Raw genomic sequence first — 26,145 nt, 5'->3', positions numbered from 1 at the left:
GTCTACTCGGCGGGAACCGCGACGACGACCTTGGCCGCGCGAAGCAGAGTCGAGCCGACGAGGTAGCCGGTTTCGACGACATCGATCACAGTGGCAGCCTCGACGTCCGGCGACGGCTGCTGGAAGACAGCCTCGTGGACGTTGTGATCGAACGCATCGCCCTTCGCGCCGAACGGCACGAGGCCGATCTTCTCGACGCTCCCACGCAGCTTCGCCGCGATGGTCGCGAACGGCGCGTCGCCCTCGAGGTCTCCGTGCTTCTCAGCGCGGTCGAGGTCGTCGAGCACAGGCAGCAGCAGCTTGATGACATCACCGGTGACGCGCTCGCGCTCCACCTCACGGTTCGCCTCGGTGCGCCTGCGGTAGTTGGCGTATTCGGCGGTGACACGCTTGAGGTCGACGAGGTGCTCGTGCTCAGGATCTGCGTCAGCGACGCGCTCGCCGAGGTCCTCGTCGAGGCCGTCGGCCTGCGCGGCGTCGAGGATGTCCTGGACCGTCAGTTCGTCTTCGGTCGTCTCGGGCAGTTCGGAGTCCACCTGCGACTCAGGGTCGGAAGCTCGCGCTTCCGACCCCTCGTCCACTGGCTGAACCTCGTCACCGTTGTCTGGAGTCGGGTTCTTGTCAGTCATGTTTACTTCTTGTCGCTCTCGGTCTCGGTCTCGTCATCGACGACTTCGGCGTCGACGACATCCTCATCGGACGCCGTCTCGGTGGGCTGCTCAGCGCCTTCGGCCGGAGCCGACTCCGCCTGCTGGGCCTGCGAGTAGATCGCTTCGCCGAGCTTGACCTGGCTCTCGTTGAGCTTGTCGTACGCGGTCTTCACCGCGGCCTCGTCGTCGCCGGCGAGGGCGGACTTCAGTGCGTCGACGTCGCCCTGGACCTCGCTCTTGACGTCCTCAGGCAGCTTGTCGTCGTTCTCCTTGATGAGCTTGTCGATCGAGTAGGCGAGCTGCTCGGCCGTGTTGCGCGTCTCGGCTGCCTCACGGCGAGCCTTGTCGTCTGCAGCGTGCTCTTCAGCCTCGCGCACCATGCGCTCGATGTCTTCCTTCGCCAGCGAGGAACCGCCGGTGATCGTCATCGACTGCTCCTTGCCCGTGCCCTTGTCCTTGGCGGACACGTGCACGATGCCGTTGGCGTCGATGTCGAAGGTGACCTCGACCTGCGGGATGCCGCGAGGCGCAGGTGCGATGCCCGTGAGCTCGAACGTTCCGAGGTTCTTGTTGTCGCGGGTGAACTCACGCTCACCCTGGAAGACCTGGATCGCGACGGACGGCTGGTTGTCGTCCGCCGTCGTGAAGGTCTCGCTGCGCTTGGTGGGGATGGCCGTGTTGCGCTCGATGAGCTTGGTCATGATGCCGCCCTTGGTCTCGATGCCGAGGGAGAGCGGGGTGACGTCGATGAGGAGGACGTCCTTGCGCTCGCCCTTCAGCACACCGGCCTGGAGTGCGGCGCCGACGGCGACGACCTCGTCAGGGTTGACACCCTTGTTGGGCTCCTGTCCACCGGTCTCTTCCTTCACGAGCGCTGAGACGGCGGGCATCCTGGTGGAACCGCCGACGAGCACGACGTGCGCGATGTCGCCGACCTTGATGCCGGCCTCACGGATGACGTCCTGGAACGGCTTCTTCGTGCGGTCGAGGAGGTCGCTGGTCATCTGCTCGAACTGGGCGCGGGTGAGCGTCTCGTCGAGGTTGGCCGGACCATTCTCGGTGAGCGAGAGGTACGGGAGCTGGATCGACGTGGACATGCCAGAAGACAGTTCCTTCTTGGCCTGCTCAGCGGCTTCCTTGAGACGCTGCTTGGCGATCTTGTCGTTCGAGACGTCGACGCCTGTGGTCTCCTTGAAGCGCTTGATCAGGTGCTCGACGACGCGCTGGTCCCAGTCGTCTCCACCGAGGCGGTTGTCACCGGCGGTCGCGCGGACCTGGATGGTCGAGAAGTCGTCGTCCTTGCCCACTTCGAGCAGCGAGACGTCGAAGGTTCCGCCACCGAGGTCGAAGACCAGGATGAGCTCGTCTTCCTTGCCCTTGTCGAGGCCGTAGGCGAGTGCGGCAGCGGTCGGCTCGTTGATGATGCGGAGCACGTTGAGTCCGGCGATCTCGCCGGCTTCCTTCGTGGCCTGGCGCTCGGCGTCGTTGAAGTACGCGGGGACCGTCACGACGGCATCCGTCACCGTGTCGCCGAGGTACTGCTCGGCGTCGCGCTTGAGCTTGGCGAGGATCCGTGCCGAGATCTCCTGCGGGGTGTACTTCTTGTCATCGACGGCGAAGGTCCAGTCGGTGCCCATGTGGCGCTTGACTGATGCGATCGTCCTGTCGACGTTGGTGACGGCCTGGCGCTTGGCGGTCTCACCGACGAGCACCTCGCCGTCCTTGGTGTACGCGACGACCGACGGGGTGGTGCGGAGGCCCTCGGCGTTCGCAATGACGGTGGGCTCACCACCCTCGAGGACGGCAACGACCGAGTTGGTGGTTCCGAGGTCGATTCCTACTGCACGTGCCATGTGTTTCTATCTCCTTTGAGACCGGGTACGGTCTGATTCGAATGGGGCCTGAAAAGCGGCCGGAGTCGAAGTTCGTGAAAGCCCCTCATAGTTGAGCGGCGATGACTCAAGTTTACCGGCGCGTGGAAGCCTGTCAACTTCTCACAGCGAATCTTGAGCCAGCCCGACTCAACTTTGCCGGACATCCGGATGCGACGAAACGAGCGGCCCCCGCAGGGACCGCTCGTTTCAGGTCAGTCGGCGGATGCCGTCACTCGGTTCGGCGAACGGCGGCAGCGATCCCCGCGATCACCAGAACAGCGCCGGCGGCGATCAGGCCGGCGATCAGCCAGGTCACCGGGTCCTGCACGAACGGCACGACCGCGTTTGCGACCATGAATCCCGCGAACACGAGCAGCAGCACACCCCAGAAGATCGTCCCGAATCGTGCGGGCAGCCGCTTGCGGTCCGCGGCCGGCGCGGGGGGCGTCGCCGCCGGAGCCGTGTAGTCGGTCCGGAACCAGGACGCCGGGTCCGTGGCGTCCTCGGTCGGGCTGACCGGCTCCGTCGGCCTGGTCGGGCTGTCCGGGCTGATCGGCTCCGTCGGCCGCGTCGTTCCGGCCGGGTCGATCGGCACGGTCGGTCGGTTGTCGTTGTCGTTGTCGGTCATCGTCCGCTCCTCACGCTGTCATCGATGTTCACTCCGGCCGCGGCGACCCAGACCCTCACGGTCGTCGTGTCGTCCGAGGCGGTGAGGCCGTAGCGGACCTCGTCCCGGTAGAAGACGCCTCCGCGGCTGTGGTCGTCGCCATCCTCATCGACGTAGTTGAGCCCGGCGACGAGGCCGTTGACCTCGATGATGACGGGCACGTCCTCCGGGAGCACGATGTCGAGGGAGCCCGCGGCGAGCCAGAGATCCACCGTTCCCCCGACGTCCGCCGACTGGTCGTCCAGTCCGGTGAGGTCGAGCGTGGGTGCGCCGGCAACCATGGCGTACCCTGTCGATTCGTCCTGAGGTGCGTCAGAGACCATCCAGGTGGTGTTTCCGACCACCGACACGGACGTGCCGCGGGGGAAGACTCCGGCGAACAGGATCGCGATGATGGCGAGGACCGAGAAGAAGCCGAGCGCCCCGCTCTCCTTGCCCCGGATGCCGGCGATGATCGTTGCGACCGCGAGGACGCCGAGGGCGGTTCCCAGGCCGAGGACGAGAGCCGCGTTCGACCACTCCCGGTAACCGAAGAGCAGGGGCGCGAGCGCTCCGGCGACGACGGCGAGCCCGAGGGAGATCGAGACGTATGCGGCGCCTGGCTGGCGTCGACGATAGCGCTCCTCGTGTTCGCGGCGCTGTTCGGCCCGGGCGGCGTCGCGCTGACGCCGCTGCGCTTCTCTTTCGGCCACGCTGGGGTTCGGGAACCCGTGGTGTGCCGCCGCCGGGGTGGCGTACCAGCTCGACGAGCCCGCGGTGGACGAGCCGGTGAGGGGTTGCGATGCATCCGCAGGCGTCGATGGGGACTCCGGGAACCCGGTTGCCGTGGATGCAGCACCGGCGGCGCCGGCGGCTGCAGTGGCATCCGCCATGCCCGCAGTCGGAGCATCTGTCGGCTGCGGCGTCCAGAACTCCGCGTGGGAGGTGCCGGCAGGAACCGGCGCCCGGGGCACCCGGCGGGCGATGTAGACGGTGAGCCAGATCAGGCCGGCGACCAGAGCAAGGATCCAGCCGGTGCGCAGGGTGGCCTCGAGCCAGCCGGGCATGTTCCACCAGTCGGGGACCCCGCGCCACCAGACGCCCTGCATGAAGGGAAGGAAGGTGAGCACGATCAGCACGCCGATGGCGACCATGGCGGGTTCGAAGACGCCCTTGATCGCCTGCTCGACGTGGATCCGGCCTCTGGAGTCGGGCAAGAGCGCCCAGGCGACGGCGTAGAGGAAGAGCACGGGGCCACCGAGGATCGCGACGACGAGGATGGCGCCGCGGATGATCAGCGGGTCGAGCCGAGTGTGGGCCGCGATCCCGCCGGCCACACCGGCGAGCCAGTGGTCGTCTGAGCGGCTGAGGCCGAGTCCCCGGATCCAGTCGAAGAATGAGCCGGAGTACTGCGCTCCTGGCGGTGTCGCCGACGGTCCTGCCGGGCTTGATGGTGCGTTCGTCATGCTTCGAGTGTGGAGCGGCCGGGCGGCCGCTGCCATGGGGTATCACCCTGATCGCACCCTGAGATGCGCCGGGGGCGGCTGTATTCGCGCAGTCAGGGTGCTTGGATGGCTCATATGGATACCCCCGTGATGACCCGCCCGCAGGTGCGGCTCATCGGTGGCGTCTGCGCGGGGTTCGCCGATCACACCGGTCTTCCCCTCGCGCTCGTCCGCACCGCCACGGTCGTCCTCGCGGTGTGCGGCGGCGCCGGATTCCTCCTCTACGGCTGGCTGTGGGCGACGACCCCGACCAGGACGGATGCCGTCGAGCCGGTGAAGAGGACACTCACCCGCCCCGCGGAACAACCGGACGCAATCGACGCGCCGCAAGACAGGCGCTCCGCCCCCGTGACGGAGATCCTGCTTGGGCTCGCCCTGCTGGCGGCCGGCGGCGCGCTCGTGGCGTCGCGAATGGGCGTCGATGTCCCGCTCGCATTCATCATCCCCACCATCGTCGTGCTCGCAGGGGCCGGCCTGGCCTGGCGACAGTTCGACGACCTCCGCCGGCAGCGATCGTCCTCCTCCTCCGCGCTGCTCGTCCGCGCCCTCGGTGCGCTCGTGCTCGTCGCCCTCGGGATCCTGCTGTTCTTCGTGACCGGGGAGGAACCGAACCTCTGGACCGTGTTCGTCGCCGCCATCGCCGTCCTCGTCGGGGTCGCCATCGTCGTCGCGCCGTGGCTCGTCCGGCTGACCAGGGACCTCGCCGACGAGCGTGCCGCCCGCGTCCGCGAAGCCGACCGCGCCGAGATCGCCGCACACTTGCACGACTCCGTGCTCCAGACCCTTGCCCTGATCCAACAGAAGGCCGACCCGGCCAGTGAAGCCTCACGGCTGGCCAGGGCCCAGGAACGCGAACTGCGCGACTGGCTGTTCGCCGGATCCCCAGGGGCCTCAGTGAACCTGGCCGACGAACTCCGCAGGATCGCCGCGGTGATCGAGCAGGAGTACGCGGCGCACATCGACGTCGTGTCCGCAGGGCAGAGCCCGGACACGGTGCCAGACGCGCTCCTCGGCGCGGCGAGGGAGGCCATGCTCAACGCGGCCAGGCACGCAGGTGGAACCGTCTCGGTCTACCTCGAGTCCTCGCCGACGAGCGTCGAACTCACCGTCACCGACCGCGGCCCCGGCCTGAACCTCGACGACATCCCGAACGACAGGATGGGCGTGCGGGAGTCGATCCTCGGACGGATGCGACGGATCGACGGCACCGCCGAGCTCCGCCCCGGCCCAGGCGGCACAGGCACCGAAGTCCGTCTTCTTCTCCCCCTGACCGATGGAGTGCACCATGTCGACAGCTGAACCGACCAGGCCGGATCTCACGGTCGTCATCGTCGACGACCACTCCATCTTCCGCTCAGGGCTGCGTTCCGACCTGGCCGACAGCATCCGTGTCATCGGCGAAGCGGCGACAGTGGACGAGGCCGTCGCCCTCGTCTCCGCTACCCAGCCGCAGGTCGTCCTGCTCGATGTCCACCTGCCGGGAGGGGCAGGTGGGGGCGGAGCCGAGGTCATCCGACGGTCGGCAGCCGCGGCCCCGCAGACCAAATTCCTCGCGTTGAGCGTCTCGGATGCCGCGGACGACGTCGTCACCGTCATCCGGAGCGGAGCCCGTGGCTACATCACCAAGAGCGCATCGGGTGCCGACGTGTCCGATGCAGCCCACCGGATCGCAGACGGTGACGCCGTCTTCTCGCCGCGGCTCGCCGGTTTCGTGCTCGACGCCTTCGGCGCCGTGTCCGGTGAGACCGCTGAAGCTTCTGACGAACTCGACCGGTTGTCCGCACGCGAGCAGGAGGTGATGCGCCTCATCGCCCGCGGTTACGCATACAAGGAGGTCGCCAGCGCCCTGTTCATCTCCGTGAAGACCGTAGAGACCCACGTGTCGAGCGTGCTGCGCAAGCTCCAGCTGTCGTCGCGGCACGAACTGACCGCATGGGCTCTCGAGCGAAAACTGCTCTGAAGCGTCGACACGGCGCAGGTGTTGCGGGCAGAAACTTCACCTCCGGTTTCCCGGATGCCACTAGCCTGACCTCATGAGCACGAATGCCAGCGACGGCAACCCGCCAACCGTCGCCCCTGCCCTCTCCGAGACCCCGAAGGCGATCAGCCCGAAACGGGTCCTGGCCTGGGGGCTCTGGGACTGGGGATCCGCTGCGTTCAACGCCGTGGTCACCACGTTCGTCTTCACCGTCTACCTCACCTCTGATGCGTTCGGTGGGGAGGCGGTCGTGTCAGCTCAGCTCGGCTGGGCACTCGCAGGCGCCGGCCTCCTCATCGCCGTCCTCGCCCCGGTCACCGGGCAGCGGTCGGACAGTTCCGGCCGACGCAAGTTCTGGCTCGCCGTCAACACCTACATCGTCGTCGCCCTCACGGCATGCATGTTCTTCGTCGCACCCGAGCAGGAATACCTCTGGCTCGGTCTGTTCCTCGTCGCCGCCGGCAACGTGTTCTTCGAGTTCGCCGGTGTCAACTACAACGCCATGCTCGCCCAGGTCTCCACCCCGAAGACGGTCGGCCGCGTATCAGGCATCGGCTGGGGACTCGGCTACCTCGGCGGCATCGTCCTGCTGCTCATCGTGTACTTCGGCTTCATCCAGCCCGACGTCGGACTGTTCGGGATCACCGGCGAGAACGGGATGGACATCAGGGTCACCGTGCTCATCTCGGCGATCTGGTTCGGGGTCTTCGCCCTCCCCGTGCTCCTGTCCGTTCCCGAGTACGAGGGCGTCGGCGCGCGCAGGGCGAAGATCGGCTTCTTCGCCTCATACCGCCGACTGTTCAACGACATCAGGAAGCTCTGGGACGAGAGCCGCCAGACCGTCTACTTCCTGCTCGCCAGCGCGGTGTTCCGCGACGGACTCGCCGGCGTCTTCACCTTCGGCGGCGTTCTCGCGGCCGGGTCGTTCGGCTTCTCGGCCGGCGAGGTCATCGTCTTCGCCATTGCCGCGAATGTCGTCGCGGGAATCTCGACCATGACCGTCGGCCTTCTCGACGACAGGCTCGGCGCCAAGCCGGTGATCATGGCATCCCTCATCGGCCTCGTCATCGCCGGTCTCGCCGTCTTCTTCTTCCACGACGGCGGCCAGATCGTTTTCTGGACCTTCGGTCTCGCCCTCTGCCTCTTCGTCGGCCCTGCGCAGTCGGCGTCCCGGTCGTTCCTGGCACGGCTCATACCCGCCGGTCGCGAGGGCGAGGTGTTCGGTCTGTACGCCACAACGGGCCGAGCCGTCTCGTTCCTGGCCCCCACCGCGTTCGCCCTCTTCGTGACCGTCGGCGGAGAACAGTACTGGGGCATCCTCGGTATCGTCCTCGTCATTTTCGTCGGACTTCTGCTGCTCCTCCCGGTCCAGGCGAAGCAGCAATCCCTGAAATAGCGGCCTCACGCCCTGCCGAAAGATAGGATCTCTGCATGGCGGTCACCGACGAAGCAATTCTCAAGATCAAAGAGATGATCATCTCAGGCGAGCTCGGTCCTGGCGACAGGCTGCCGCCCGAGAAGGAGCTCTCCGAACGCCTCGGTCTCTCCCGCAGTTCGATGCGCGAAGCGGTCAAGGCGCTCGAGGTGATCCGGGTCCTCGATGTCCGTCGTGGCGACGGAACCTACGTCACGAGCCTGGAACCCCGGCTCCTCCTCGAGGCGATGTCCTTCGTCGTCGACCTGCACGACGACTCATCGATCCTCGAACTGTTCGCGGTGCGCCGCATCCTCGAACCGGCGGCTGTCGCCCTCGCCACCGGGCACATGACGGATGCCGTCATCACCGAGCTCCGCGCCAGGATCGACTCCGTCGACAACGCCACTGACGTCGAGGGGCTCGTCGCCCACGACCTCGAGTTCCACGGCGCAATCGTCGCCACGGCCGGGAACGCCTATCTCGGCAGCCTGATCGAATCCCTGTCGAGTCACACGGTGCGCGCACGGATCTGGCGGGGACTCACCCAGAAGAACTCGGTGGACCGAACGCTTGCCGAGCACAGGGCCATCGTCGACGCGCTCGAGCGCGGAGACGCGGAACTCGCGCAGGCGCTCACCGTCGTGCACATCTCCGGTGTGGAGCAGTGGCTCAGGGATGCCGTCGGCTGATCCGGGTGAGCGGGTCTAGAGCCCGCGCGCCACCGCCGCCTCGAACTCGACGGCCGAGGAGTCGCTGACATCGTGCTGGAACGCGGCAAGCAGCACTGGCGGCGCCGCGGTGAAGCAGGGCACGTCGCGCAGTGCCAGATCGACGATGTCCGACGGGCTGCGCAGGCTCGCTGCGAGCACGTCTGTGCCACTGCCGGAGACGAGAGCCTGCATCGCGGCGATCTCGGCGAGCCCGTCCCTGCCAGAGTCGTTCAACCGGCCGAGGTACGGTGCGATGTAGCGCGCGCCGATCGTTGCTGACGCGAGCGCCTGCGCCGGTGAGTACACGGCGGTGATCAGCACCGAAGCACCGTTTCTGACCAGCTCGGATGCCGCGGCGAATCCGGTCCGTGTCGCCGGCACCTTCACGACGGCGAGGTCACCGAGGGCCAGGATGTCGTCGGCGTTCGCGAGCATGTCTGCGGTCGTCCCGCCCCAGGTCTGGAAGAAGATCTCTTTCGCACCCTCTGACTCCCACCGCGCGTAGAGGGAGGGGATGTCGTTCACGCTCTTCCCGCCGCGTTCGAGAATGGTCGGGTTCGTCGTGACACCGTGCACGAATCCGGAGGTGAGCAACTCGGCGACCGCATCGACATCGGCGCTGTCGGCGTAGAAACGGGGTTCGGCTGGCATGGGAGCACCTTCGGTTCACGGGGGATCTCGTCCGGGAAGCGTACCAAGTTCCCACCCCGGAAAACCACGCGGCTGGCCCACCTGTCCGCTAATGTAATGACAAGCAACAGGGGACCCGACGAGGGGTTCCCGTGACGGGCGCAACGCCCTGCGAAAGGCAACAATGAGCCAGACACAGTCGTCGGCATCCGCGCCGGGCGGCGTGCTGATCGTCGGCAGCATCACCGCCGACCTCACCACGTTCTCTTCCCGACTTCCTGCACGAGGCGAGACCATCCTCGGCGAGAACTTCACCCTCGTGCTCGGCGGGAAAGGCGCGAACCAGGCTGTCGCCGCCGGGCTGGCAGGGGGCAATGCCCACATGGTCGGCTGCGTCGGCACCGACCTCTTCTCCGATCTCGTCACCGGCGGACTGCGGGATGCCGGCGTGCACATCGACCACGTCCGTACCGTGCCAGGTCCGACCGGGATCGCCCACATCCGCGTCGACGATTCAGGCGAGAACGACATCGTCATGGTGCCGCTGGCGAACTCATCGCTGAGCGAGTCGCAGATCGACACCGCGTTCGACGAGCTCGGCGCCCGCTGCCGGGTGCTCCTGACCCAGCTGGAGATCCCCTGGGCGCTCACCCAGTACGCCGTCCGCAAGGCGCATGACGCCGGGCTGACGGTCGTCCTCGACCCCGCCCCTGCCGCCGCCCTCGACGAGAGCATCTGGCCGCTGGTCGACATCGTCACACCGAACGAGACCGAGGCATCGATCCTCACGGGAATCGCCGTCACCGATCAGGCATCCGCCATCGAAGCCGGCCGCTGGTTCACCGCGAGGGGAGCCACGAGCGCGCTGATCACCATGGCGGCGGCCGGAGCTGTCCTCGTCACCGCGGAGGACGTCGAGACGTTCGACTCGATCCAGGTCGACGCCGTCGACACGACTGCGGCAGGTGACGCCTTCGCCGGCTACCTCGGCGCCTCCCTCGCCGACGGCTACGGGATCACGGATGCCATCCGCCGGGCGATCGCCGCCGGTGCGCTCACCGTGACCCGCCGAGGCGCCTCCCCGAGCCTCCCCCACCGCGACGAGGTCGACGCTCTCGCCGCCTCACAGAAAGCCGTCAGCCGATGAGGAGCTCGAACACCACGATCAACCCGCAGCTCTCCCGGATCATCTCGGAGACCGGGCACACCGATCTTCTCGTCGTCACCGACGCCGGCCTGCCCATCCCCGTCGGATCCGAACGCGTCGACCTGGCCTACCGCCCGGGCGACCCGGCGTTCTTCGACGTGCTCGACACCGTCCTCGCCGAACTCGTCATCGAGGGCGCCATCGTCTCCGCCGAAGTCGAAGAGCGCAGCCCGCAGGTCCTTCAGGGCCTCCGCGACCGGCTCGACCCCCTCGGCGTCACCATCGAACTCATCCCCCACGTGGAATTCAAGCTCCGCACCCATGACGCCAGGGCATTCGTCCGCTCGGGCGAGTTCACCCCGTACGCCAACGTCATCCTCCAGGCCGGCGTGGCCTACTAACGCCCAGGCAGAATCGACCCCAGTGACCCTCGCGACCGACCCAGAACTCGACCGCGGCACCGCCGCGGACATCGACCGGCAGGCTCCAGTGCCGATGTACCACCAGCTCAAACACCGGATCATCGACGACATCGCCAGGCTTGGCCTGCGCCCGGGAGACCTTCTGCCCGGGGAGCACCGGCTCTGCGAGCAGTTCGGAGTGTCGCGCACGGTGGTCCGGCAGGCGCTGTCGCAACTCGAGCACCAGGGCGTGATCGAGCGCGTCAAGGGCAAGGGCACCTTCGTGGCACACCAGAAGACCCCGGAAAGCCTCGTCCACACGCTCACCGGGCTGTACGAAGAGGTCGCCGCCCGCGGCGGCCACGTGCACAGCGACGTCCGCAGGCAGGAGGTCGCCCCGGCCGACGACGAGGTGGCGGATGCCCTCGGAGTCGCCCCAGGCGCCCCCGTCGTCGTCATCGATCGGCTCAGGCACGTCGACGACGAGCCGTGGTCCTGGTCGACGACGTACCTGCCTCACGACATCGGCCTTCTCGTCCTGGAGGACGACCTGCGGGACCAGTCGCTCTACGCGTTGCTCGGGACCCACGGCATCCGCGCGGTCCGCGGCGTGCGTTCAGCGGAGGCCGCGTCTGCGACAGAGGAGCAGGGCGACCTGCTCGGAGTCGGAACCGGCCAGGCCCTCCTCGTGCTTCGAAGCGTCGGTTACGACGAGAACGACCGGCCGATGGAGTTCTTCATCGCGTACCACCGTGGTGATCGCAGCCGCTTCGAGTTCCAGCTCAACGCGTCTCCCAACGACCCCAGCACTGCGTCGCTGCGCCACACCGGGCTGCGTTGATCAACCCGAGACCGGATGCAACCTGTAATTACATGTCACCTGTAATTACAGGTACTCTGTAACTGCAGCATCGCCGCTGCGCCGACCGAGGAGACACCGTGCCGACCTATTCCGCCCTTCCCGTTCCGCCGATGAGCATCCGTTTCGACCCGGCCGGAGGAACGCTCCAGCCGGAGGGACCGACCCTCACCCGTCGCATGTCAGATCTCGAAGGACTGTTCCGCGACCACGCGGCCTGGGAGAAGGCCGTCGCGGACGGCGACCCCGTCGTCTACTCCGTCGTCTCGTCGCGTGTGCCTGAGGTCGAACGCGAACTCCCCCAGTCGATCACGACGATCCAGCCGGGGGCGACCGCAGGCGAGCTCTGGATGACCAAGGGGCACCAGCACCCCAACCACCAGGGCGAGATCTACCTGGGCATCTCCGGTCACGGCGGGTTGCTGATGTTCAACGGCACAGAGACCGAGTGGGTCGACATGACGCCGGGAACGATCGGCTACATGCCGCCTGGCTGGGCACACCGCAGCATCAACGTCGGAGACGAGCCTTACTCGTTCCTCGCCGTGTACCCCGGCGGCGCCGGCCACGACTACGGCTGGGTCCTCGAGCACGGGATGGGCCGCCGTGTTCTCGCCGGGGATTCCGGCGTCGAGTTCGTCGACTACGACGCGAGCTGATCGACATGATCATCGCGCACGACCTCGGGACCACGGGAAACAAGGCGTCGCTGCACACCGACGACGGCCGCCTGGTCAGCGCCGTCACGGTCGGCTACCCCGCTCACTTCGCCGACGGCGGCGTCGCCGAGCAGGACCCTGAGGACTGGTGGAACGCGGTCGTCCAGGCGACGCGCGACCTGATCGCGCGCTCCGACGTCGACCCTGGGCAGGTCACAGGGATGGCCATCAGCGGCCAGATGATGGGCGCCGTCCTCCTTGACTCCGCCTACCGCCCGGTGCGACCGGCGATCATCTGGGCAGACACGCGCTCGAGCGCGCAGACCTCGGCACTGGAGTCCGTCATCGGCCAGGGCCGCGCGTACTCACTGCTCGGGCACCGGCTCAACCCCACCTACTCGCTCGAGAAGATCATGTGGGTGCGCGACAACGAACCCGACGTCTTCGCGCGGGTCGCGCATTTCTGCGTCGCCAAGGACTTCGTCATCCACCGACTCACCGGACGTCTTGCCACAGACCGGTCGGATGCATCCGCCACGAACGCATACGACCAGGGGCGTGGCACCTGGTCGCCCGACATGCTCGCCGCGGCCGGGCTCGACCCCGCCCTGTTCCCCGACGTCCTCGAGTCGACGGAGATCGTGGGCGAACTCACCGCGGATGCGGCGAGCGCCACGGGGCTGAACCGCGGCACCCGTGTCGTGATGGGCGGAGGCGACGGCCCCATCGCCGCGGTCGGCGCCGGGATCGTCGCTCCCGAAGACGGTGCATACGTCTGCCTCGGTACCTCCTCGTGGATCTCCTTCGCCAGCAACACCCCGGTCTACGACCCTCTGATGCGGACCATGACGTTCGACAACGTCGTGCCGGGGAGCTACGTGCCCACGGCCACCATGCAGGCGGGAGGCGCTGCGCTCGCGTGGGTCAACGAGCTGCTCAGCCCTGAGCCGTCCGGCGCCTCACTTTCAGCGCTCGTCGCCGATGCCTCCACGGCGGGTGCCTCGACGAGCGGGCTCTACTTCCTCCCCTATCTCCTCGGCGAGCGTTCCCCGTACTGGAACCCGGATGCCGCAGGCGCCTTTCTCGGAATCGGCAGGCACCACGGGCGGGCCGCCATGACGCGTGCCGTGCTCGAGGGCGTCGCCTTCAACCTGCTCACCTGCATCCAGGCCTTCCGCGAATCCGGCGCGACAGTCGACAGGATCGACGCGATCGGCGGAGGCGCGGCGAGCGACGTGTGGCTGCAGATCCTCGCCGACGTCTGGGGCGTTCCTGTGCGCCGCCGGAGCATCGTAGAGGAGGCGAACAGCCTCGGCGCTGCGGTCACTGCGGCGGTCGGGCTCGGCCTCGTCGACGACTTCGGCGCAGCGCGCGGCCTCTCCGAGGTCACCGCCGAGTTCTCCCCCGACGCCTCCAGGCACTCCGACTACCTCGGCAGGCACCGGGTCTTCCTCGACGGTTACGCCGGGCTCGAAGCGTGGAACAGCGGAAGGACCACGCGCTGATGGCCGTGATCCTCGCCACGAGCAGGTCGTTCTCCTCCGGCTCCCGCGACCTGATTGGTGAGCTCGCCTCCGCGGGCCACACCGTCATCGTCGCCGGATCCGGCCACGACCTCGACGAGCTCCGCCCCGCCCTCGCCGACGCCGTCGCGTGGATCGCGGGGACCGGCCCGGTCACCGCTGAACACCTGGCTGCCGCCCCGCAGCTGAAGGTCGTCGCCAGGTACGGCGTCGGCTTCGAGGCCGTCGACCTCGAAGCAGCGCGCGAGCGCGGCGTCGTCGTGACCAACACCCCTGGCGCCAACAGCAGCGCCGTCGCAGACCACACAATCGGGTTGATGCTCGCCGTACTCCGCGGAACGACCGAGGGCGATCGCCGGGTGCGCGCAGGCGACTGGTCGGTGCTCCGCGGCCGTGAACTCGGGTCGCTCACCGTCGGCATCGTCGGATTCGGACGGATCGGCCAGGGGGTCGCCCGACGACTGTCCGGTTTCGGCTCCAGAGTCGTCGCCCACGACCCGTGGCTGGCAGGCGACGCCATCCGCGCAGCAGGCGCAGAACCCCTCGACGTCGCGTCGATGGCGGCACGGTGCGACCTCGTCAGCCTCCACGCACCGGGCGGAACCGCGATCGTGGATGCCGGCTGGCTGGCATCCGCCCGCCCTGGTCTCGTACTCGTGAACACGGCCCGCCCCGACCTCGTCGATGAGGAGGCGGTCGCCACCGCCCTCCGGAACGGCGTCATCGCCGGATTCGCCGCGGACACTCTCACAGGGGACACGAGCGGCCTCCCCTCCGCGCTGCTGGCGGAGGACATCGCCGACCGGGTCATCGTGACCCCGCATTTCGGCGCTCAGACGGTCGAAGCAGTCGACGGCATGGGTTCGCTCGCCGTCGACAACGTGCTCGCCGTGCTGGGCGGCGCCGCTCCTCCTCATCCCGTCCCGTCGAAAGGCTGAGCATGTCGCTCGAAACCCTGAAGTCCACCCGTGTGCTCGCCGTGCTGCGTGCGCCGTCCGCCGAGAGCGCCATCCGCGCCGCCGACGCCCTGGTCGACGGTGGCGTCACAGGCCTCGAGATCACCTATTCGACCCCGGACGCGCCAGCCGTGATCCGAGCGCTCGACGAGAAGTACGGCGACAGGATCTATCTCGGAGCCGGAACGGTGACCACGGCGCGGGAGGCGGAACGGGCAGCGGATGCCGGTGCACGATTCCTCGTCAGCCCCGGCACACGCGAGTCGCTCACCGCCGCGATGAAGGCCACGGGTCTCGTGGTCATGACGGGCGCGCTCAGCCCCACCGAAGTCATGGCCGCGGTGGAGTACGGGAGCGACGTGGTCAAGATCTTCCCGGCGTCGCTCGGCGGGCCGGCGTACCTCAGAGCCCTTCGGGGCCCATTCCCCGGCGTGCCGCTCATGCCCACAGGAGGAGTCACCCCCGAGAACATCGACGAATGGTTCGACGCAGGCGCGATCGCCGTCGGCGCGGGTGGAGACCTCTGCCCGGTCGCAGCGCTGTCCGGGCAGGACTGGGCGGAGATCACCCGCCGCGCCGAGCTGTTCTCGCGCACCGGGGCATCCGTATGAGCGGACACATGGGATTCGTCGGGGTCAGTACCTCCGGCTCCTCGATCATGAAGATCTTCCCCCGCTGGGCCGAGATCCTCGACCTGCCGACCAGGACCCTCGTCGGGCACGACCTCCCGCTCGACGCCTCGGCCACGGACTACCGCACGCTCGTCGAGCAGATCCGCGACGACCCCGACCACCTCGGCGCCCTCGTCACCACGCACAAGATGGGGCTGTTCGAGGCCGCGAGCGACCTCTTCGACGACCTCGACTCGTTCAGCACCCTCTGCGGCGAGGTGTCGAGCATCTCGAAGCGTGACGGCGCCCTGCTCGGTCACGCCAAGGACCCGATCACCGCGGGACTCGCGGCGAGCGAGTTCCTCCCCTCGGACCATTTCGCATCGACCGGCGCCGAGGTCCTGATCCTCGGAGCGGGCGGCGCAGGGACGGCGCTCAGCTGGTACCTCAGCGAGCGCGACGACCGTCCACGCGCGATCGTCGTGACCGACACGAGCACAGCGAGGCTCGACCACCTCCGCGATGTCCACTCTCGCCGCGGCACACCGGCGGAGCTCATCCGTTACGTCCTGGCATCCGACGCCCAGGTGACCAGGGACCTGCTCGCAGCGCTGCCGGCGTCCAGCCTCGTGGTGAACGCGTCAGGGCTCGGTAAGGACCGGCCCGGCTCCCCCGTCCCCGACGACGCCGCATTCCCCCACGGGGCGTTCGTCTGGGAGTTCAACTACCGCGGAACCCTCGAGTTCCTCGCCCAGGCCAGGGAGCAGGAGTCGGTATCCGACCTCGTGGTCATCGACGGCTGGAGGTACTTCATCCACGGCTGGACGCAGGTGATCGCCGAGGTCTTCGCCATCGACCTCACCGACGCGCTCGTCGAGCGTCTCGCCGAATCGGCGGCGGACGCGCGATGACCAGCGCGCCCGGTCTCGTCCGCACGGTGCTCGGCGACGTACCCGCTCCGGACCTCGGCCGGGTGGACTACCACGAACACCTCTTCCAGGTCTCACCGCTCCTGCCGGGGGACGAACTGACCGACGAGGCAGCGTCGCAGGCGGAGGCCGCGTCATTGCGGTCGAGCGGCTTCGACGCGATGGTCGACGCCACCCCGGTCGGCCTCGGGCGGAACCCGGCAGCGGTGGCGAGGATCAGCCGGGCCACCGGCCTCACGGTCGTGGCGACGACCGGCGCCCACCGGGATGCCCACTACCCGGCGGATCACTGGCTGAGGGACCTGGATGTCACGGCGCTGACGGCACTGTTCCTCACGGACCTGACGGCGGGGATGCCGCACTCAGACGGCTCAGGGGAACGGGCATCCGGCCCCGATGGGACGCCGGTGCGCGCCGGAGTGCTCAAGGCGGGTATCGGCTACTGGAACATCTCGGCGTTCGAGCGGACCGTCATCGACGCGATCGCGGGCGCGCACACCGAAACGGGCGCGCCGGTGATGGTGCACCTCGAATTCTGCACGGCCGCGCACGACGTGCTCGACCTTCTCGAGCAGGGTGGTGTGCCGTCGAACCGTGTCGCTCTCGCCCACGCCGACAGGAACCCGGACGCCGGGCTGCATCTCGAACTGGCCGCCCGCGGCGCGTTTCTCGGCTACGACGGGATGGCTCGGCCCCGCACGCGCACGGATGCCGAGCTACTCGACCTCACCGCGGAGGTCGTCGCGGGGGGCGCCTCGGTGCTTCTCGGCGGCGACGTCGCCCGCAGCACGCGGTACGTTGCGTACGGCGGGATGCCAGGACTCGCGTACCTCGGGCAGCGCTATCTTCCCCGCCTGGCCGATCGGATCGGCGGTGAGGCCGTTCGCGGCATCCTCTCCGACAGCCCGCAACGCTGGCTGGCGTGGGACGGTCACTGATCAGGCCACGAGGCCTTCAGCGGCCAGGTCGCTCCACAACGCATCGGGGATGACCGCAGCCATCCGTTCTGCGTTCTGACGCATCTCGGCCGGGTCCGCCGATCCGACGACAACCGTGCGGACGGCAGGGTCCAGGAGGCTGTACTGCAGCGCCGCGGCCGGGAGCTCCACTCCGTGCGCTGCGCAGACCGCAGCGATCCGCCCGGCCTTCTCGAGCATCGCAGGCGGCACGGGCCCGTATTCGAAGTGTGCGTCTGCACGGGGTTCGGGGGTCGCGAGCAGTCCGGAGTTGAAGACGCCCACGTTGACGATGCCGACACCCCTCGCGAGGCAGAGCTCCGAGAGGGCTGACCGGGCCGGCTGATCCAGCAGGGTGTACCGGTTCGAGACCATCACGAGGTCGATGTCACTGCCGTCGACGGCGGCCTGAAGAATGCCCACGTCGCTCGTGCCGACGCCGACCGCACGCACGAGTCCCTCGTTCCGCAGGGAGGCGAGCGCTTCGAGCGCGCCGGGGATGGCATCCTGCACCCCGTACTGCTCGGGGTCGTGCAGGTAGAGGATGTCGATACGGTCGAGCCCGAGCCGCTCGAGAGAGTCGTCGAGGCTGCGACGGATGCCGTCGGCCGAGTAGTCCCAGACCCTCCGCGCTGTCGCGGGCACGAGGAACCAGGTGTCGTCAGGCTCTCCGGCACGCTCAGGGGTGGGCTCCAGGAGCCGTCCCACCTTGGTGCTGATGAGGTACTCGTCACGTGGTTTGCCGGTGAGGAACTCGCCGATCCGCCGCTCGGACAGCCCGAGCCCATAGTGCGGCGACGTGTCCAGGTAACGGATGCCGAGGTCCCAGACCGTTTCGAGTGTCGCGGCGGCCTGCGCGTCGTCGACGGCCCGGAACAGGTTGCCGAGTGATGCTCCGCCGAATGAGAGGCGGCCGAAATCCATGGGGCTCGCAGGGGTCGTCACTGGGGCGGATCCTTCCGGGTACAGCACAGCCCCTCCCCCGCTCGAACGGGGAAGGGGCCGGGCACTGCAATGGAGCGGTGTTACTTGTAGAGGACGGAAGCGATCTCTTCGTCTTCCATGTTGGTGGCGTCGTACCAGAAGTAGCCGGTGTCGATGACTTCCTCAGGGGTGTCGCCCTGGATGATGTCGTAGGCCGCCTGAACGACCTCCTCGCCGATACCGATCGGGTTCTGGGTGATGGCGCCGGCCATGATGCCGTTGGTGATGGCATCGATCTGGGCCTGGCCGGAGTCGAAGCCGACGACGGTCAGTTCGCCCTCGTCGAGGCCGAGCTCACCGACGGCGTTGACGACGCCGATGGCCGAACCCTCGTTGGTGCCGTAGATGCCCTTGAGGTCCGGGTGGGCCGAGATCATGGCCTTGGCGATGTCAGCCGACTTGAGGTGGTCGCCGTCACCGTACTGGATGTCGACGATCTCGATGTCGGGGTATTCGGCTTCCATCTGCTCGACGAATCCGTCACGACGCTCGACACCGGTGGAGTTGATCTGGCTGTGGCCGACGATCGCGACCTCGCCCTCTCCGCCGATCAGTTCAGCCATGTGGTCGGCGGCGAGTGCGCCGGCGCCCAGGCTGTCGGTCTTAGCGATGCTCTGGCCGTATTCGCTGGAGCAGCCGGCGTCGAACTCGACGATCGGGATGCCTGCCGACTCAGCGGATTCGTACAACGGGATGCAGGCCTCGGGGTCGAGGGCCGCGAAGCCGATGGCATCCGGCTTCTTGTCGATGGCCGCCTGCAGCATCTGCAGCTGGCCATCGATCTCGGTTTCGGCGGCAGGGCCGTCGAAGGTCACTGTCACACCGAGCTCTTCAGCGCGCTGTTCGGCACCGGTCTTGACTGCCTGCCAGAACTGGTGCTGGAAGCCCTTGGACACGAGTGCGATCGTGATGTCGCCGTCGCCGCCTTCGGCGTCGTCGGTCGTTCCGCCGCCGCCACCGTTCGAACAGCCGGCGAGGCTGAGTGCCACCGCGGCCGCGGTCGCGAGGACTGCGACTTTCATACCTGTTTTCATCGAATAACTCCATTGTTCGTTCGGGGCCAGCCGGGGGGCTGACTCGGCCATGCTATTTCGTTCGAGTGACCGTGTGGTGGCGAGAGTACATGTAGATACAAGATCGTTATATCCCTGTAATCCCGCCGATGCAATCGATTTCGCGATCGGCTGGGGAAGAGCAGCCCGGCCTCTCGGGTACTGCCAGCCCTTCCCGGTCTGTGACGGCCTAGGAGACCGACCTCCGCTGCCGGAGGGTGTCGGTGAAGACGGCGATGAGGATGACGATCCCGACCACGACGTTCTGCCACTCGGTCTGGATCGACATGATGCGCAGGCCATTGATGAGCACGCTCATGATGAGTGCACCGATCACGGTGCCCATGATCGAGCCGCGTCCGCCGAGGAGTGAGGTACCGCCGATGATGACGGCCGCGATCGCCTGGAGTTCGTAGCCGACGCCGATCTGCGGCTGGGCCGAGTCGAGGCGGGCGGCGATGACGACGCCGGCGAAACCGGTGAAGACGCCGGCGACCGTATAGACCACGATGAGCCACTTGCGGGTGTTGACACCCGAGAGGCGGGTGGCCTCTTCGTTGCTGCCGATGGCGAAGGTGTACCGGCCGAAGATGGTCTTGCTCAACAGAAGGTACGCGACGATGGCGAGGAGGAAGAGGATGAGCACCGCGTTGGGCAGCCCGGGGATGAGGGTACCGAGTGCGATGTTCTTGAAGCCCTCGACACTGGAGAAGTAGATCGGGCGGACGCCGGAGATGACCAGGGCGAGGCCCTGGGCGATGAGCATCATCGCGAGCGTCGCGATGAACGGCGGCAGCTTCAGAATCGCGATGTTCACACCGTTGATGACACCCATCAACGCACCGGTGAGGATTCCGCCGATCACCCCGACGATGAGCGGCAACTGCATGTTCACGAGGAAGATACCGGTCATCACCGCGGCGAGTGTCATGCCCGTTCCGATGGACAGGTCGATGCCGCCGGTGATGATCACGAACGTCGTGCCGAGCGCGAGGATGCCGATCACGGCCGTGGCCAGCAGGATGCTCGAGATGTTCGACCAGCTGAAGAAGTTGCTACTCGCGATCGAGAAGAAGATCACCAGCACGATGAGCGTGCCGAACGCCAGCGATTGCTGGAGCTTGGCGCGGAGGAAGGACATGGCCCCACCCGACTTCGCCGGAGCGGCGTCCGGTGCCTTCGGCGTCTGTTCGATGACAGGAGATGCGTTCATTGCTCTTACTCTTTCTCGTCGCCCATGTTGGTCGCATAGTCCATGATTTTCGCCTGGCTGGCGTCTTCGTTGTTGAGGATGCCGGTGATGCGTCCCCCGGCCATCACCACGATGCGGTGTGACAGCCGCAGCACCTCAGGAAGCTCGGAGGAGATCATGATGATCGATTTCCCCTGCGCGACGAGGTCGTTGAGCAGCTTGTAGATCTCCTCCTTGGCACCGACGTCGATGCCGCGCGTCGGTTCGTCGAAGATGAGGATGTCGCAGTCCCTGGCCAGCCACTTGGCGATGACGACTTTCTGCTGGTTGCCACCGGACAGGTTCTTGGTGATCTGGTTGATCGACGGCGTCTTGATCCGGAGTGATTCGACGTAGCCGCGGGACTTCTGCTTCCCCTTGCCGGGGCGCATGAAGCCGAGCGGCCCGGTGTAGTCCTTCAGCGACGCGAGCAGAATGTTCGTGTTCACGTCGCGCTCGAGCAGGAGGCCGAGCGCCTTGCGGTCTTCGGAGAGGTAGCCGATTCCGTGCGCGACGGCATCCGCCGGCTGCGAGATCTTCACCTGCTTGCCCTGCACGGTGATCACCGACCCCTCCGAGGGGTCTGCTCCGATGATCGCGCGGGCAACCTCGGTGCGTCCTGCACCCATCAGGCCGGCGAACCCGAGGATCTCGCCGCGGCGGAGTTCGAAGTTGATGTCCTTGAGCAGGTGCCGTGTGCCGAGGGTCTCGACCTTGAGCACGATGTCGTCGTGGGCGTGTTCGCGGGCTTCGGGGCGGGCGCCTTCTTCGATGTGACGGCCGACCATCATCTCGATGACCGTCGGGATGTCGATCTCGTTCTTGTCGAGGCTGCCGATGTAGCGCCCGTCGCGCAGTACGGTCACCCTGTCGGCGATGCGGCGCAGCTCCTCCATCCGGTGGGAGATGTAGATGATCCCCGTACCGTGCTCCTTGAGGCCGGCGATGAGGGAGAACAGCGTCTCGGTCTCTGAGTCGGTCAGCGCCGACGTGGGCTCGTCCATGATCAGGACCTTGGCGTCGAACGAGAGCGCCTTGGCGATCTCCACCATCTGCTGGTGGGCGACGGTCAGTTCGCCGACGCTCTGACGCGCTTTCAGGTGGATGCCCAACCGCTTGAGGAGTTCGTCGGTCTGTTTGTTGAGCTTGCGTTCGTTGACGAAGCCCATCGTGCGCGGTTCACGTCCGATGTAGATGTTCTGGGCGACCGTGAGGTGCGGCATCAGGTTCATCTCCTGGTGGATGATGCTGATACCGAGGTGCTGCGCTGTGCGCGGGCTGTCGATGTCGACCTCTTCGCCCTCGAGGACGATCGTGCCGGCATCCTTCGCGTAGATGCCCGAGAGGATCTTCATCAGGCTGGACTTGCCTGCGCCGTTCTCGCCGACGAGGGTGAGGACCTCACCGCGGTTCAGCTCGAACTGGACGTCCTGGAGTGCCTGCACGCCGGGGAAGCTCTTGCTGATCCCGCTGACCTTCAGCAATTGGGTAGTCACTCATTCACCTACTTCATCGGAGGATGGAACCTGAGGTTCCGGTCATGATGATCATGCCACGGAATTGCTCAAAGATCCGACCAATTTAAGATTTCTCCTCGGCCGGACTACTAGTTGTACCCTAATGTATCTAATTCCGCAGCATCCGAATAGGGTGGATCCAAAACCGGCGTCCCGATCTGGGGCGCTTGTGAAGTGAAAGGACACGATCGTGCTCATTGGCGCACACGCTCTCGTCTTCACCGGCTCATTCGAGCAGGCGGGGTTGACCTTGGCTATCGAAAAGACTAAGCAGGCCGGCTTCGACTTGATCGAAATTCCCCTCATGGACCCGTTCGGCTTTGATCGGATGCTTGCGGCTCGCCTGCTCAAGGAGAACGACCTCGCCGTGAGCGCATCGCTCGGCCTCAGCGAGGCCACCGACCTCACCAGCGACGACCCCGCCGTCGTGGCCGCAGGCGAACGGATGCTCGAGGAATGCATCGACATCGTGCACGCCATGGGAGGCACGAGACTCTGCGGCGTGATCTACAGCGCCATGAAGAAATACATGGAACCGGTCACTCCCTCCGGCCGGGCATCGAGTGCCGCTGCGCTCAAACGTCTGGCCTCCAGGGCCGAGGGCGTCGGTGTGCACCTGTCCCTCGAAGTCGTGAACCGCTACGAGACCAACGTGATCAACACGGGCAGGCAGGCGCTCGGGTTCCTCGACGAGATCGGCCACTCCAACGTCTCGGTGCACCTCGACACGTATCACATGAACATCGAGGAGTCGGACCTCTACACCCCGGTGCTCGATGTCGACTCGCGCCTGGGGTACGTGCACATCGGCGAGAGCCACCGCGGCTACCTCGGCTCGGGCACCGTGGACTTCGGGTCATTCTTCCGTGGCCTCGCCCGCGTCTCGTACGACGGACCCGTCGTATTCGAGTCGTTCTCGTCGGCGGTCGTCAATCAGGACCTCAGCAGGATGCTCGGAATCTGGCGCAACCTGTGGGACGACTCCGACGACCTCGCCGCGCACGCGAACCGCTTCATCCGTGACCATTTGCGTGCGGTGGAGTCGATCAGTCTGCACTAGGCCTCCCCGCTGATCGAGTAGCAAGCGAGCGAAGCGAGGCCGCGCATCGAGATCGGCATCAAAACAGGAGATCGCACGGTTGTCAGGACTTTTCCCCCCGAACTGTCCTGCGAACCGTGTGATCTCCTGATATCCGTGCGAGTGCATCACCATCGCACAGGGGCAGAGCCCCCGCACAAGGATGCCTGCTGTCCTTGTCCCGGGCTCACCGACCGCGGTCGGGTTCGGGTCCTGGCTACAGCCCGTCGGCCACCGCGGCCGTCACCTGCAGCCACGCCTCACGTGTCTTCGGGTCGAGCAGGTCGACGTTGAGCGGGCCACCGCTCTGGAATCCCGGGTCGTACGGCACCTCGAGCACGACCCGGGTGAGCGCGGCGAAGTGGGCGTGCAGGCGCTGGGAGAGTTCCGGCTGCACGGTGTCTCCGGGTGACGACAGGATCGTGACGGCCTTGCCGACCTTGTCCTGATGACCCTTCTGGCGCAGTCCGTCGAGCAGCCAGGCGGCACTGGCTGCTGTTTCCTCGTTGACGGTCGTGACGACCACGAGCTGATCCGCGGCCTCGACGGCAGCCTCCCAGTTCGACGCCCTCATGTTGTTTCCGGTGTCGATGACGAGCACCCGGTAGAAGCGGCTCAGCGTCGAATGGAGGCTCCTGAACGCGGCGGCGTCGATCGTCGACGACGCGGCGGCATCCTCGTCCGAAGCCAGCACATCGAACTGCGCATCACCCTGCGCGCGCACGTAACTGTCGAGGTAGCCGACCCTCGCCGACTTCACGTCGGCGAACCGGTCGAGGTCGCGGAGCAGGTCGACCGCTGTGTTCGAATGGCGCGACGGCTGCGCCCGCCAGCCGAGCGTGCCGCGGGTCTCGTTGTTGTCCCACGCCAGGGTGGACCCTCCTCGATGCGTGCCGAAGGTCGCGGCGAGCAGCAGCGTCGCCGTGGTCTTGTGCGCCCCACCCTTGGGATTGAGCACGACGATGGTGCGCGGGCCCTTGAGGCTCCGCTGCACCCGTTCGATCGCATCACGGTGCGCGCGCTCGGCCTTGCCGGGTTTCGGCGAGATGAGCCCGCCGGTGATGCGCGTGATGAGCCCTTGCCAGCCCTTCTTCGCCGGGCCGACGGATGCCGATGGCCGCGACTGCAGGAAATCGTCGAGGGTCGGCGCCGAGTCGTCGGCATCACCGGCCGCGACGGCGGGGGGCGAGAACGTCTGAAGGCCGGCTACGGGAAGGTCGGGAACCGGGGCCGCGTTCTCTGGAGCTGCGGTCGGTGCGAATTCGGTGGACCGTTCCGCGCCGAGTGTCGGATCGGTTCCGGCGGTGCCCGCTGAGTCAGAGACCGGGAAGCCACCGGCGCCATGGGGAGCCGGGTCGTTGAGTGGTTCGTCCCGGTCGCGGCCCTGATGTGGCTGGTTGTCGGCGAATCCGAGCGCCGCTTCGAACGACTGGAACGTCGATCGTCTCGTCGGCGCCGAGACGAATCCGTCTGCGGGATCCGACGGGGTGAGGAGGTCGTCGAACCCGAATGGAGGTGGCGGGATCAGGGCAGGTTCCACCGACTGGGCCTGATTGTCGGGCCGGGACTCGTCGTCCGATTCAGGCTCCGAAGAATCGACGGGCACGGGGGTGTCGTCACCGAGCCGCCAGACGCCGCTCTCGGTGTCATCGCCGTCAGCGTCGTCGACCGGAGCGTTGTCGACCGGAGCGTCGTCGCTGCTGTCACCCACGAAAGGATGACCGCCGCTGTCTCCCTGGTTCGCCCCAGGGCCGTGGGCGTCATTATCCGATGCCTGGTCGGCGCGATCGGAACCGTCGTCGCCTCCGTGGTTCTGGTCGGAGCCGTCGTCGGAGTCGTCATCGGTGCCGACATCAAATCCGGGGTTCCCAGCGGAAGCCGGGTCCACGCCGAAGCCGGCGTCTTCGTCGACCTCGCCCGCGACATCCGAATCGTCATCATCCGAATCGTCATCGTCGGAGCCGTCATCGGCATGTGACACATGCGACCCATGAACGTCGCCGTCGCCCACTGCGGCATCCGCCAGGATGACGGGCCCGTCGGAGTCGACCGAACCGTTGGGGTGGACGATCAGCGGGTAGATGCCGTCAAGGTCCGTCGTTGCGACCCGCACCGGGCGGTCGCGCTCGACGGCCACCTCGGTCACGCGGGCGATGATCGCCGCCCGCACGCCCTCGATGTCGTCGGCATGGACCTGCGACGTGTCGCCGTCGACGGACACTTCGCCCGTGCCGTCAGCACGGACAAGGGCAGTGATGTGTGGCTCATTCGACATGTCTGACACGTCTGGTCACCGTTTCTCTCCGTGGCCGGTTGGCGCCCTCCCGGCGTTTCCGCGACCATTTCACGAGTACCAGTATCGCGTGTGCCGCGTTCGGGGGCGCAATCCCCTTGCAATCAGGCGGATTCGTGTCCGACGAGTCCCTTACGCACGATCACGCAACCGTACTTGCGGGTCTCCCCCGTGCGGATGATCACATAGGCGTCTTCGGCGTCGTCGTAGAAGTCGAAACGGTCGACGAAACGCACATCGGATTCCGTGACACCCGCGGCCGTGAGCAGTTCCTTCTGCACGTCGAGCACTGTGCCGTCGGCGGAGGTCATCAGGTCGACGGCGGGGCTGTCGTCGAGCGGCAGCACGCTGCGCACCGCTTCGAGCACCTCAGGCGACGTGGTCCCCGGCAGCGTGACCAGTCGTTCGGCGAGCCGGGATGCCGGGAAGTGCGCGTCGACGATGATGACGGTGTCGGAGTGCCCCATCTCGTCCAGGTGCAACAGCAGTTCGCCGGTCAATAGGGGGTTGATGCCCTGCAGCATGTGGCTCGTTCCTCT

At 67.0% G+C, this 26,145-nt stretch carries 25 protein-coding genes; 14 read left to right on the top strand and 11 right to left on the bottom strand.

The window, feature by feature from the left end:
- Positions 1 to 2: 2 nt before the first annotated feature.
- The 4 genes from AC1M2K_RS08330 to AC1M2K_RS08315 form a co-directional block, all read right to left on the bottom strand.
- Positions 3 to 629 carry a nucleotide exchange factor GrpE gene (locus AC1M2K_RS08330; RefSeq protein ID WP_480238503.1) on the bottom strand — a complete coding sequence of 209 codons (627 nt, stop codon included), beginning with the start codon at positions 627 to 629 and terminating at the stop codon, positions 3 to 5.
- A 2-nt stretch (positions 630 to 631) separates the two neighbouring features.
- Positions 632 to 2,503, bottom strand: coding sequence for a molecular chaperone DnaK (dnaK, locus tag AC1M2K_RS08325; RefSeq protein ID WP_480238504.1), 1,872 nt, complete (start codon positions 2,501 to 2,503; stop codon positions 632 to 634).
- 250 nt (positions 2,504 to 2,753) lie between these two features.
- Positions 2,754 to 3,152, bottom strand: a complete 399-nt coding sequence (locus AC1M2K_RS08320; protein WP_480240600.1) for a hypothetical protein — start codon at positions 3,150 to 3,152, stop codon at positions 2,754 to 2,756.
- Positions 3,149 to 4,636 (bottom strand): PspC domain-containing protein, encoded by a 1,488-nt coding sequence (locus AC1M2K_RS08315; RefSeq protein WP_480240599.1) that lies wholly within the window; start codon positions 4,634 to 4,636, stop codon positions 3,149 to 3,151. The genes AC1M2K_RS08320 and AC1M2K_RS08315 overlap by 4 nt, the downstream gene beginning before the upstream one ends.
- Before the next feature lie 114 nt (positions 4,637 to 4,750).
- Between AC1M2K_RS08315 and AC1M2K_RS08310 the strand changes: the two genes are divergently transcribed.
- From AC1M2K_RS08310 to AC1M2K_RS08295, 4 genes are all read left to right on the top strand, one after another.
- On the top strand, positions 4,751 to 5,974 hold the full coding sequence (locus AC1M2K_RS08310; protein WP_480240598.1) for an ATP-binding protein: 1,224 nt from the start codon (positions 4,751 to 4,753) through the stop codon (positions 5,972 to 5,974).
- The gene (locus tag AC1M2K_RS08305; protein ID WP_480240597.1) at positions 5,961 to 6,635 is read left to right on the top strand and encodes a LuxR C-terminal-related transcriptional regulator; all 675 of its coding nucleotides are present in this window, start codon (positions 5,961 to 5,963) and stop codon (positions 6,633 to 6,635) included. Before AC1M2K_RS08310 ends, AC1M2K_RS08305 begins: the two co-directional genes overlap by 14 nt.
- A gap of 73 nt (positions 6,636 to 6,708) precedes the next feature.
- Positions 6,709 to 8,049, top strand: coding sequence for an MFS transporter (locus tag AC1M2K_RS08300; protein ID WP_480238509.1), 1,341 nt, complete (start codon positions 6,709 to 6,711; stop codon positions 8,047 to 8,049).
- A gap of 35 nt (positions 8,050 to 8,084) precedes the next feature.
- Complete coding sequence (locus AC1M2K_RS08295; protein ID WP_480238510.1) at positions 8,085 to 8,759, top strand: FadR/GntR family transcriptional regulator; 675 nt, start codon at positions 8,085 to 8,087, stop codon at positions 8,757 to 8,759.
- Between the two features lie 15 nt (positions 8,760 to 8,774).
- Here AC1M2K_RS08295 and AC1M2K_RS08290 read toward each other — a convergent pair whose 3' ends face one another.
- The gene (locus AC1M2K_RS08290; protein WP_480240596.1) at positions 8,775 to 9,431 is read right to left on the bottom strand and encodes a transaldolase family protein; all 657 of its coding nucleotides are present in this window, start codon (positions 9,429 to 9,431) and stop codon (positions 8,775 to 8,777) included.
- Between the two features lie 163 nt (positions 9,432 to 9,594).
- Here AC1M2K_RS08290 and AC1M2K_RS08285 point away from each other — a divergent pair, with 163 nt between their 5' ends.
- The 9 genes from AC1M2K_RS08285 to AC1M2K_RS08245 all read left to right on the top strand — a co-directional run bounded on the left by AC1M2K_RS08285 (position 9,595) and on the right by AC1M2K_RS08245 (position 17,433).
- Positions 9,595 to 10,557: a ribokinase gene (locus tag AC1M2K_RS08285; protein WP_480238512.1), complete on the top strand. Its 963-nt coding sequence runs from the start codon at positions 9,595 to 9,597 to the stop codon at positions 10,555 to 10,557.
- The gene (gene rbsD, locus AC1M2K_RS08280; protein ID WP_480240595.1) at positions 10,554 to 10,958 is read left to right on the top strand and encodes a D-ribose pyranase; all 405 of its coding nucleotides are present in this window, start codon (positions 10,554 to 10,556) and stop codon (positions 10,956 to 10,958) included. Before AC1M2K_RS08285 ends, rbsD begins: the two co-directional genes overlap by 4 nt.
- Before the next feature lie 22 nt (positions 10,959 to 10,980).
- Positions 10,981 to 11,799 (top strand): GntR family transcriptional regulator, encoded by an 819-nt coding sequence (locus AC1M2K_RS08275; protein WP_480240594.1) that lies wholly within the window; start codon positions 10,981 to 10,983, stop codon positions 11,797 to 11,799.
- Between the two features lie 98 nt (positions 11,800 to 11,897).
- Positions 11,898 to 12,476 (top strand): glucose-6-phosphate isomerase family protein, encoded by a 579-nt coding sequence (locus tag AC1M2K_RS08270; protein WP_480238515.1) that lies wholly within the window; start codon positions 11,898 to 11,900, stop codon positions 12,474 to 12,476.
- A 5-nt stretch (positions 12,477 to 12,481) separates the two neighbouring features.
- Complete coding sequence (xylB, locus tag AC1M2K_RS08265; RefSeq protein WP_480240593.1) at positions 12,482 to 13,981, top strand: xylulokinase; 1,500 nt, start codon at positions 12,482 to 12,484, stop codon at positions 13,979 to 13,981.
- A complete protein-coding gene (locus tag AC1M2K_RS08260; protein ID WP_480240592.1) occupies positions 13,954 to 14,937 on the top strand; it encodes an NAD(P)-dependent oxidoreductase in 984 nt (327 codons plus the stop codon). Before xylB ends, AC1M2K_RS08260 begins: the two co-directional genes overlap by 28 nt.
- 2 nt (positions 14,938 to 14,939) lie before the next feature.
- Positions 14,940 to 15,566, top strand: coding sequence for a bifunctional 4-hydroxy-2-oxoglutarate aldolase/2-dehydro-3-deoxy-phosphogluconate aldolase (locus AC1M2K_RS08255; protein WP_480240591.1), 627 nt, complete (start codon positions 14,940 to 14,942; stop codon positions 15,564 to 15,566).
- Entirely contained in the window at positions 15,563 to 16,477 is a 915-nt protein-coding gene (locus AC1M2K_RS08250) for a shikimate dehydrogenase family protein (protein WP_480240590.1), read from the top strand. The genes AC1M2K_RS08255 and AC1M2K_RS08250 overlap by 4 nt, the downstream gene beginning before the upstream one ends.
- Positions 16,474 to 17,433, top strand: coding sequence for a phosphotriesterase family protein (locus AC1M2K_RS08245; protein WP_480240589.1), 960 nt, complete (start codon positions 16,474 to 16,476; stop codon positions 17,431 to 17,433). The genes AC1M2K_RS08250 and AC1M2K_RS08245 overlap by 4 nt, the downstream gene beginning before the upstream one ends.
- Here AC1M2K_RS08245 and AC1M2K_RS08240 read toward each other — a convergent pair whose 3' ends face one another.
- From AC1M2K_RS08240 to AC1M2K_RS08225, 4 genes are all read right to left on the bottom strand, one after another.
- Complete coding sequence (locus tag AC1M2K_RS08240; protein ID WP_480240588.1) at positions 17,434 to 18,396, bottom strand: aldo/keto reductase; 963 nt, start codon at positions 18,394 to 18,396, stop codon at positions 17,434 to 17,436. It abuts the gene before it with no gap.
- 80 nt (positions 18,397 to 18,476) lie between these two features.
- Positions 18,477 to 19,457: a substrate-binding domain-containing protein gene (locus AC1M2K_RS08235; RefSeq protein ID WP_480238522.1), complete on the bottom strand. Its 981-nt coding sequence runs from the start codon at positions 19,455 to 19,457 to the stop codon at positions 18,477 to 18,479.
- Positions 19,458 to 19,677: 220 nt separating this feature from the next.
- Complete coding sequence (locus AC1M2K_RS08230; protein WP_480238523.1) at positions 19,678 to 20,700, bottom strand: ABC transporter permease; 1,023 nt, start codon at positions 20,698 to 20,700, stop codon at positions 19,678 to 19,680.
- A 5-nt stretch (positions 20,701 to 20,705) separates the two neighbouring features.
- Positions 20,706 to 22,214, bottom strand: a complete 1,509-nt coding sequence (locus AC1M2K_RS08225; RefSeq protein WP_480238524.1) for a sugar ABC transporter ATP-binding protein — start codon at positions 22,212 to 22,214, stop codon at positions 20,706 to 20,708.
- 211 nt (positions 22,215 to 22,425) lie between these two features.
- On the opposite strand from AC1M2K_RS08225, the gene AC1M2K_RS08220 reads away from it, so the two are divergent.
- Positions 22,426 to 23,295, top strand: a complete 870-nt coding sequence (locus AC1M2K_RS08220) for a sugar phosphate isomerase/epimerase family protein (protein ID WP_480240587.1) — start codon at positions 22,426 to 22,428, stop codon at positions 23,293 to 23,295.
- A gap of 235 nt (positions 23,296 to 23,530) precedes the next feature.
- Here the strand turns inward: AC1M2K_RS08220 and AC1M2K_RS08215 are convergent, their stop codons facing one another.
- Positions 23,531 to 25,588: a MinD/ParA family ATP-binding protein gene (locus AC1M2K_RS08215; protein ID WP_480240586.1), complete on the bottom strand. Its 2,058-nt coding sequence runs from the start codon at positions 25,586 to 25,588 to the stop codon at positions 23,531 to 23,533.
- A 122-nt stretch (positions 25,589 to 25,710) separates the two neighbouring features.
- Positions 25,711 to 26,130: an RbsD/FucU family protein gene (locus AC1M2K_RS08210; protein WP_480240585.1), complete on the bottom strand. Its 420-nt coding sequence runs from the start codon at positions 26,128 to 26,130 to the stop codon at positions 25,711 to 25,713.
- Positions 26,131 to 26,145 lie beyond the last annotated feature (15 nt).

Source organism: Mycetocola sp. Y171, from assembly GCF_056713165.1.
Note: the sequence above shows the minus strand (reverse complement) of the source record. Positions and strands in the feature narration are given on the sequence as shown.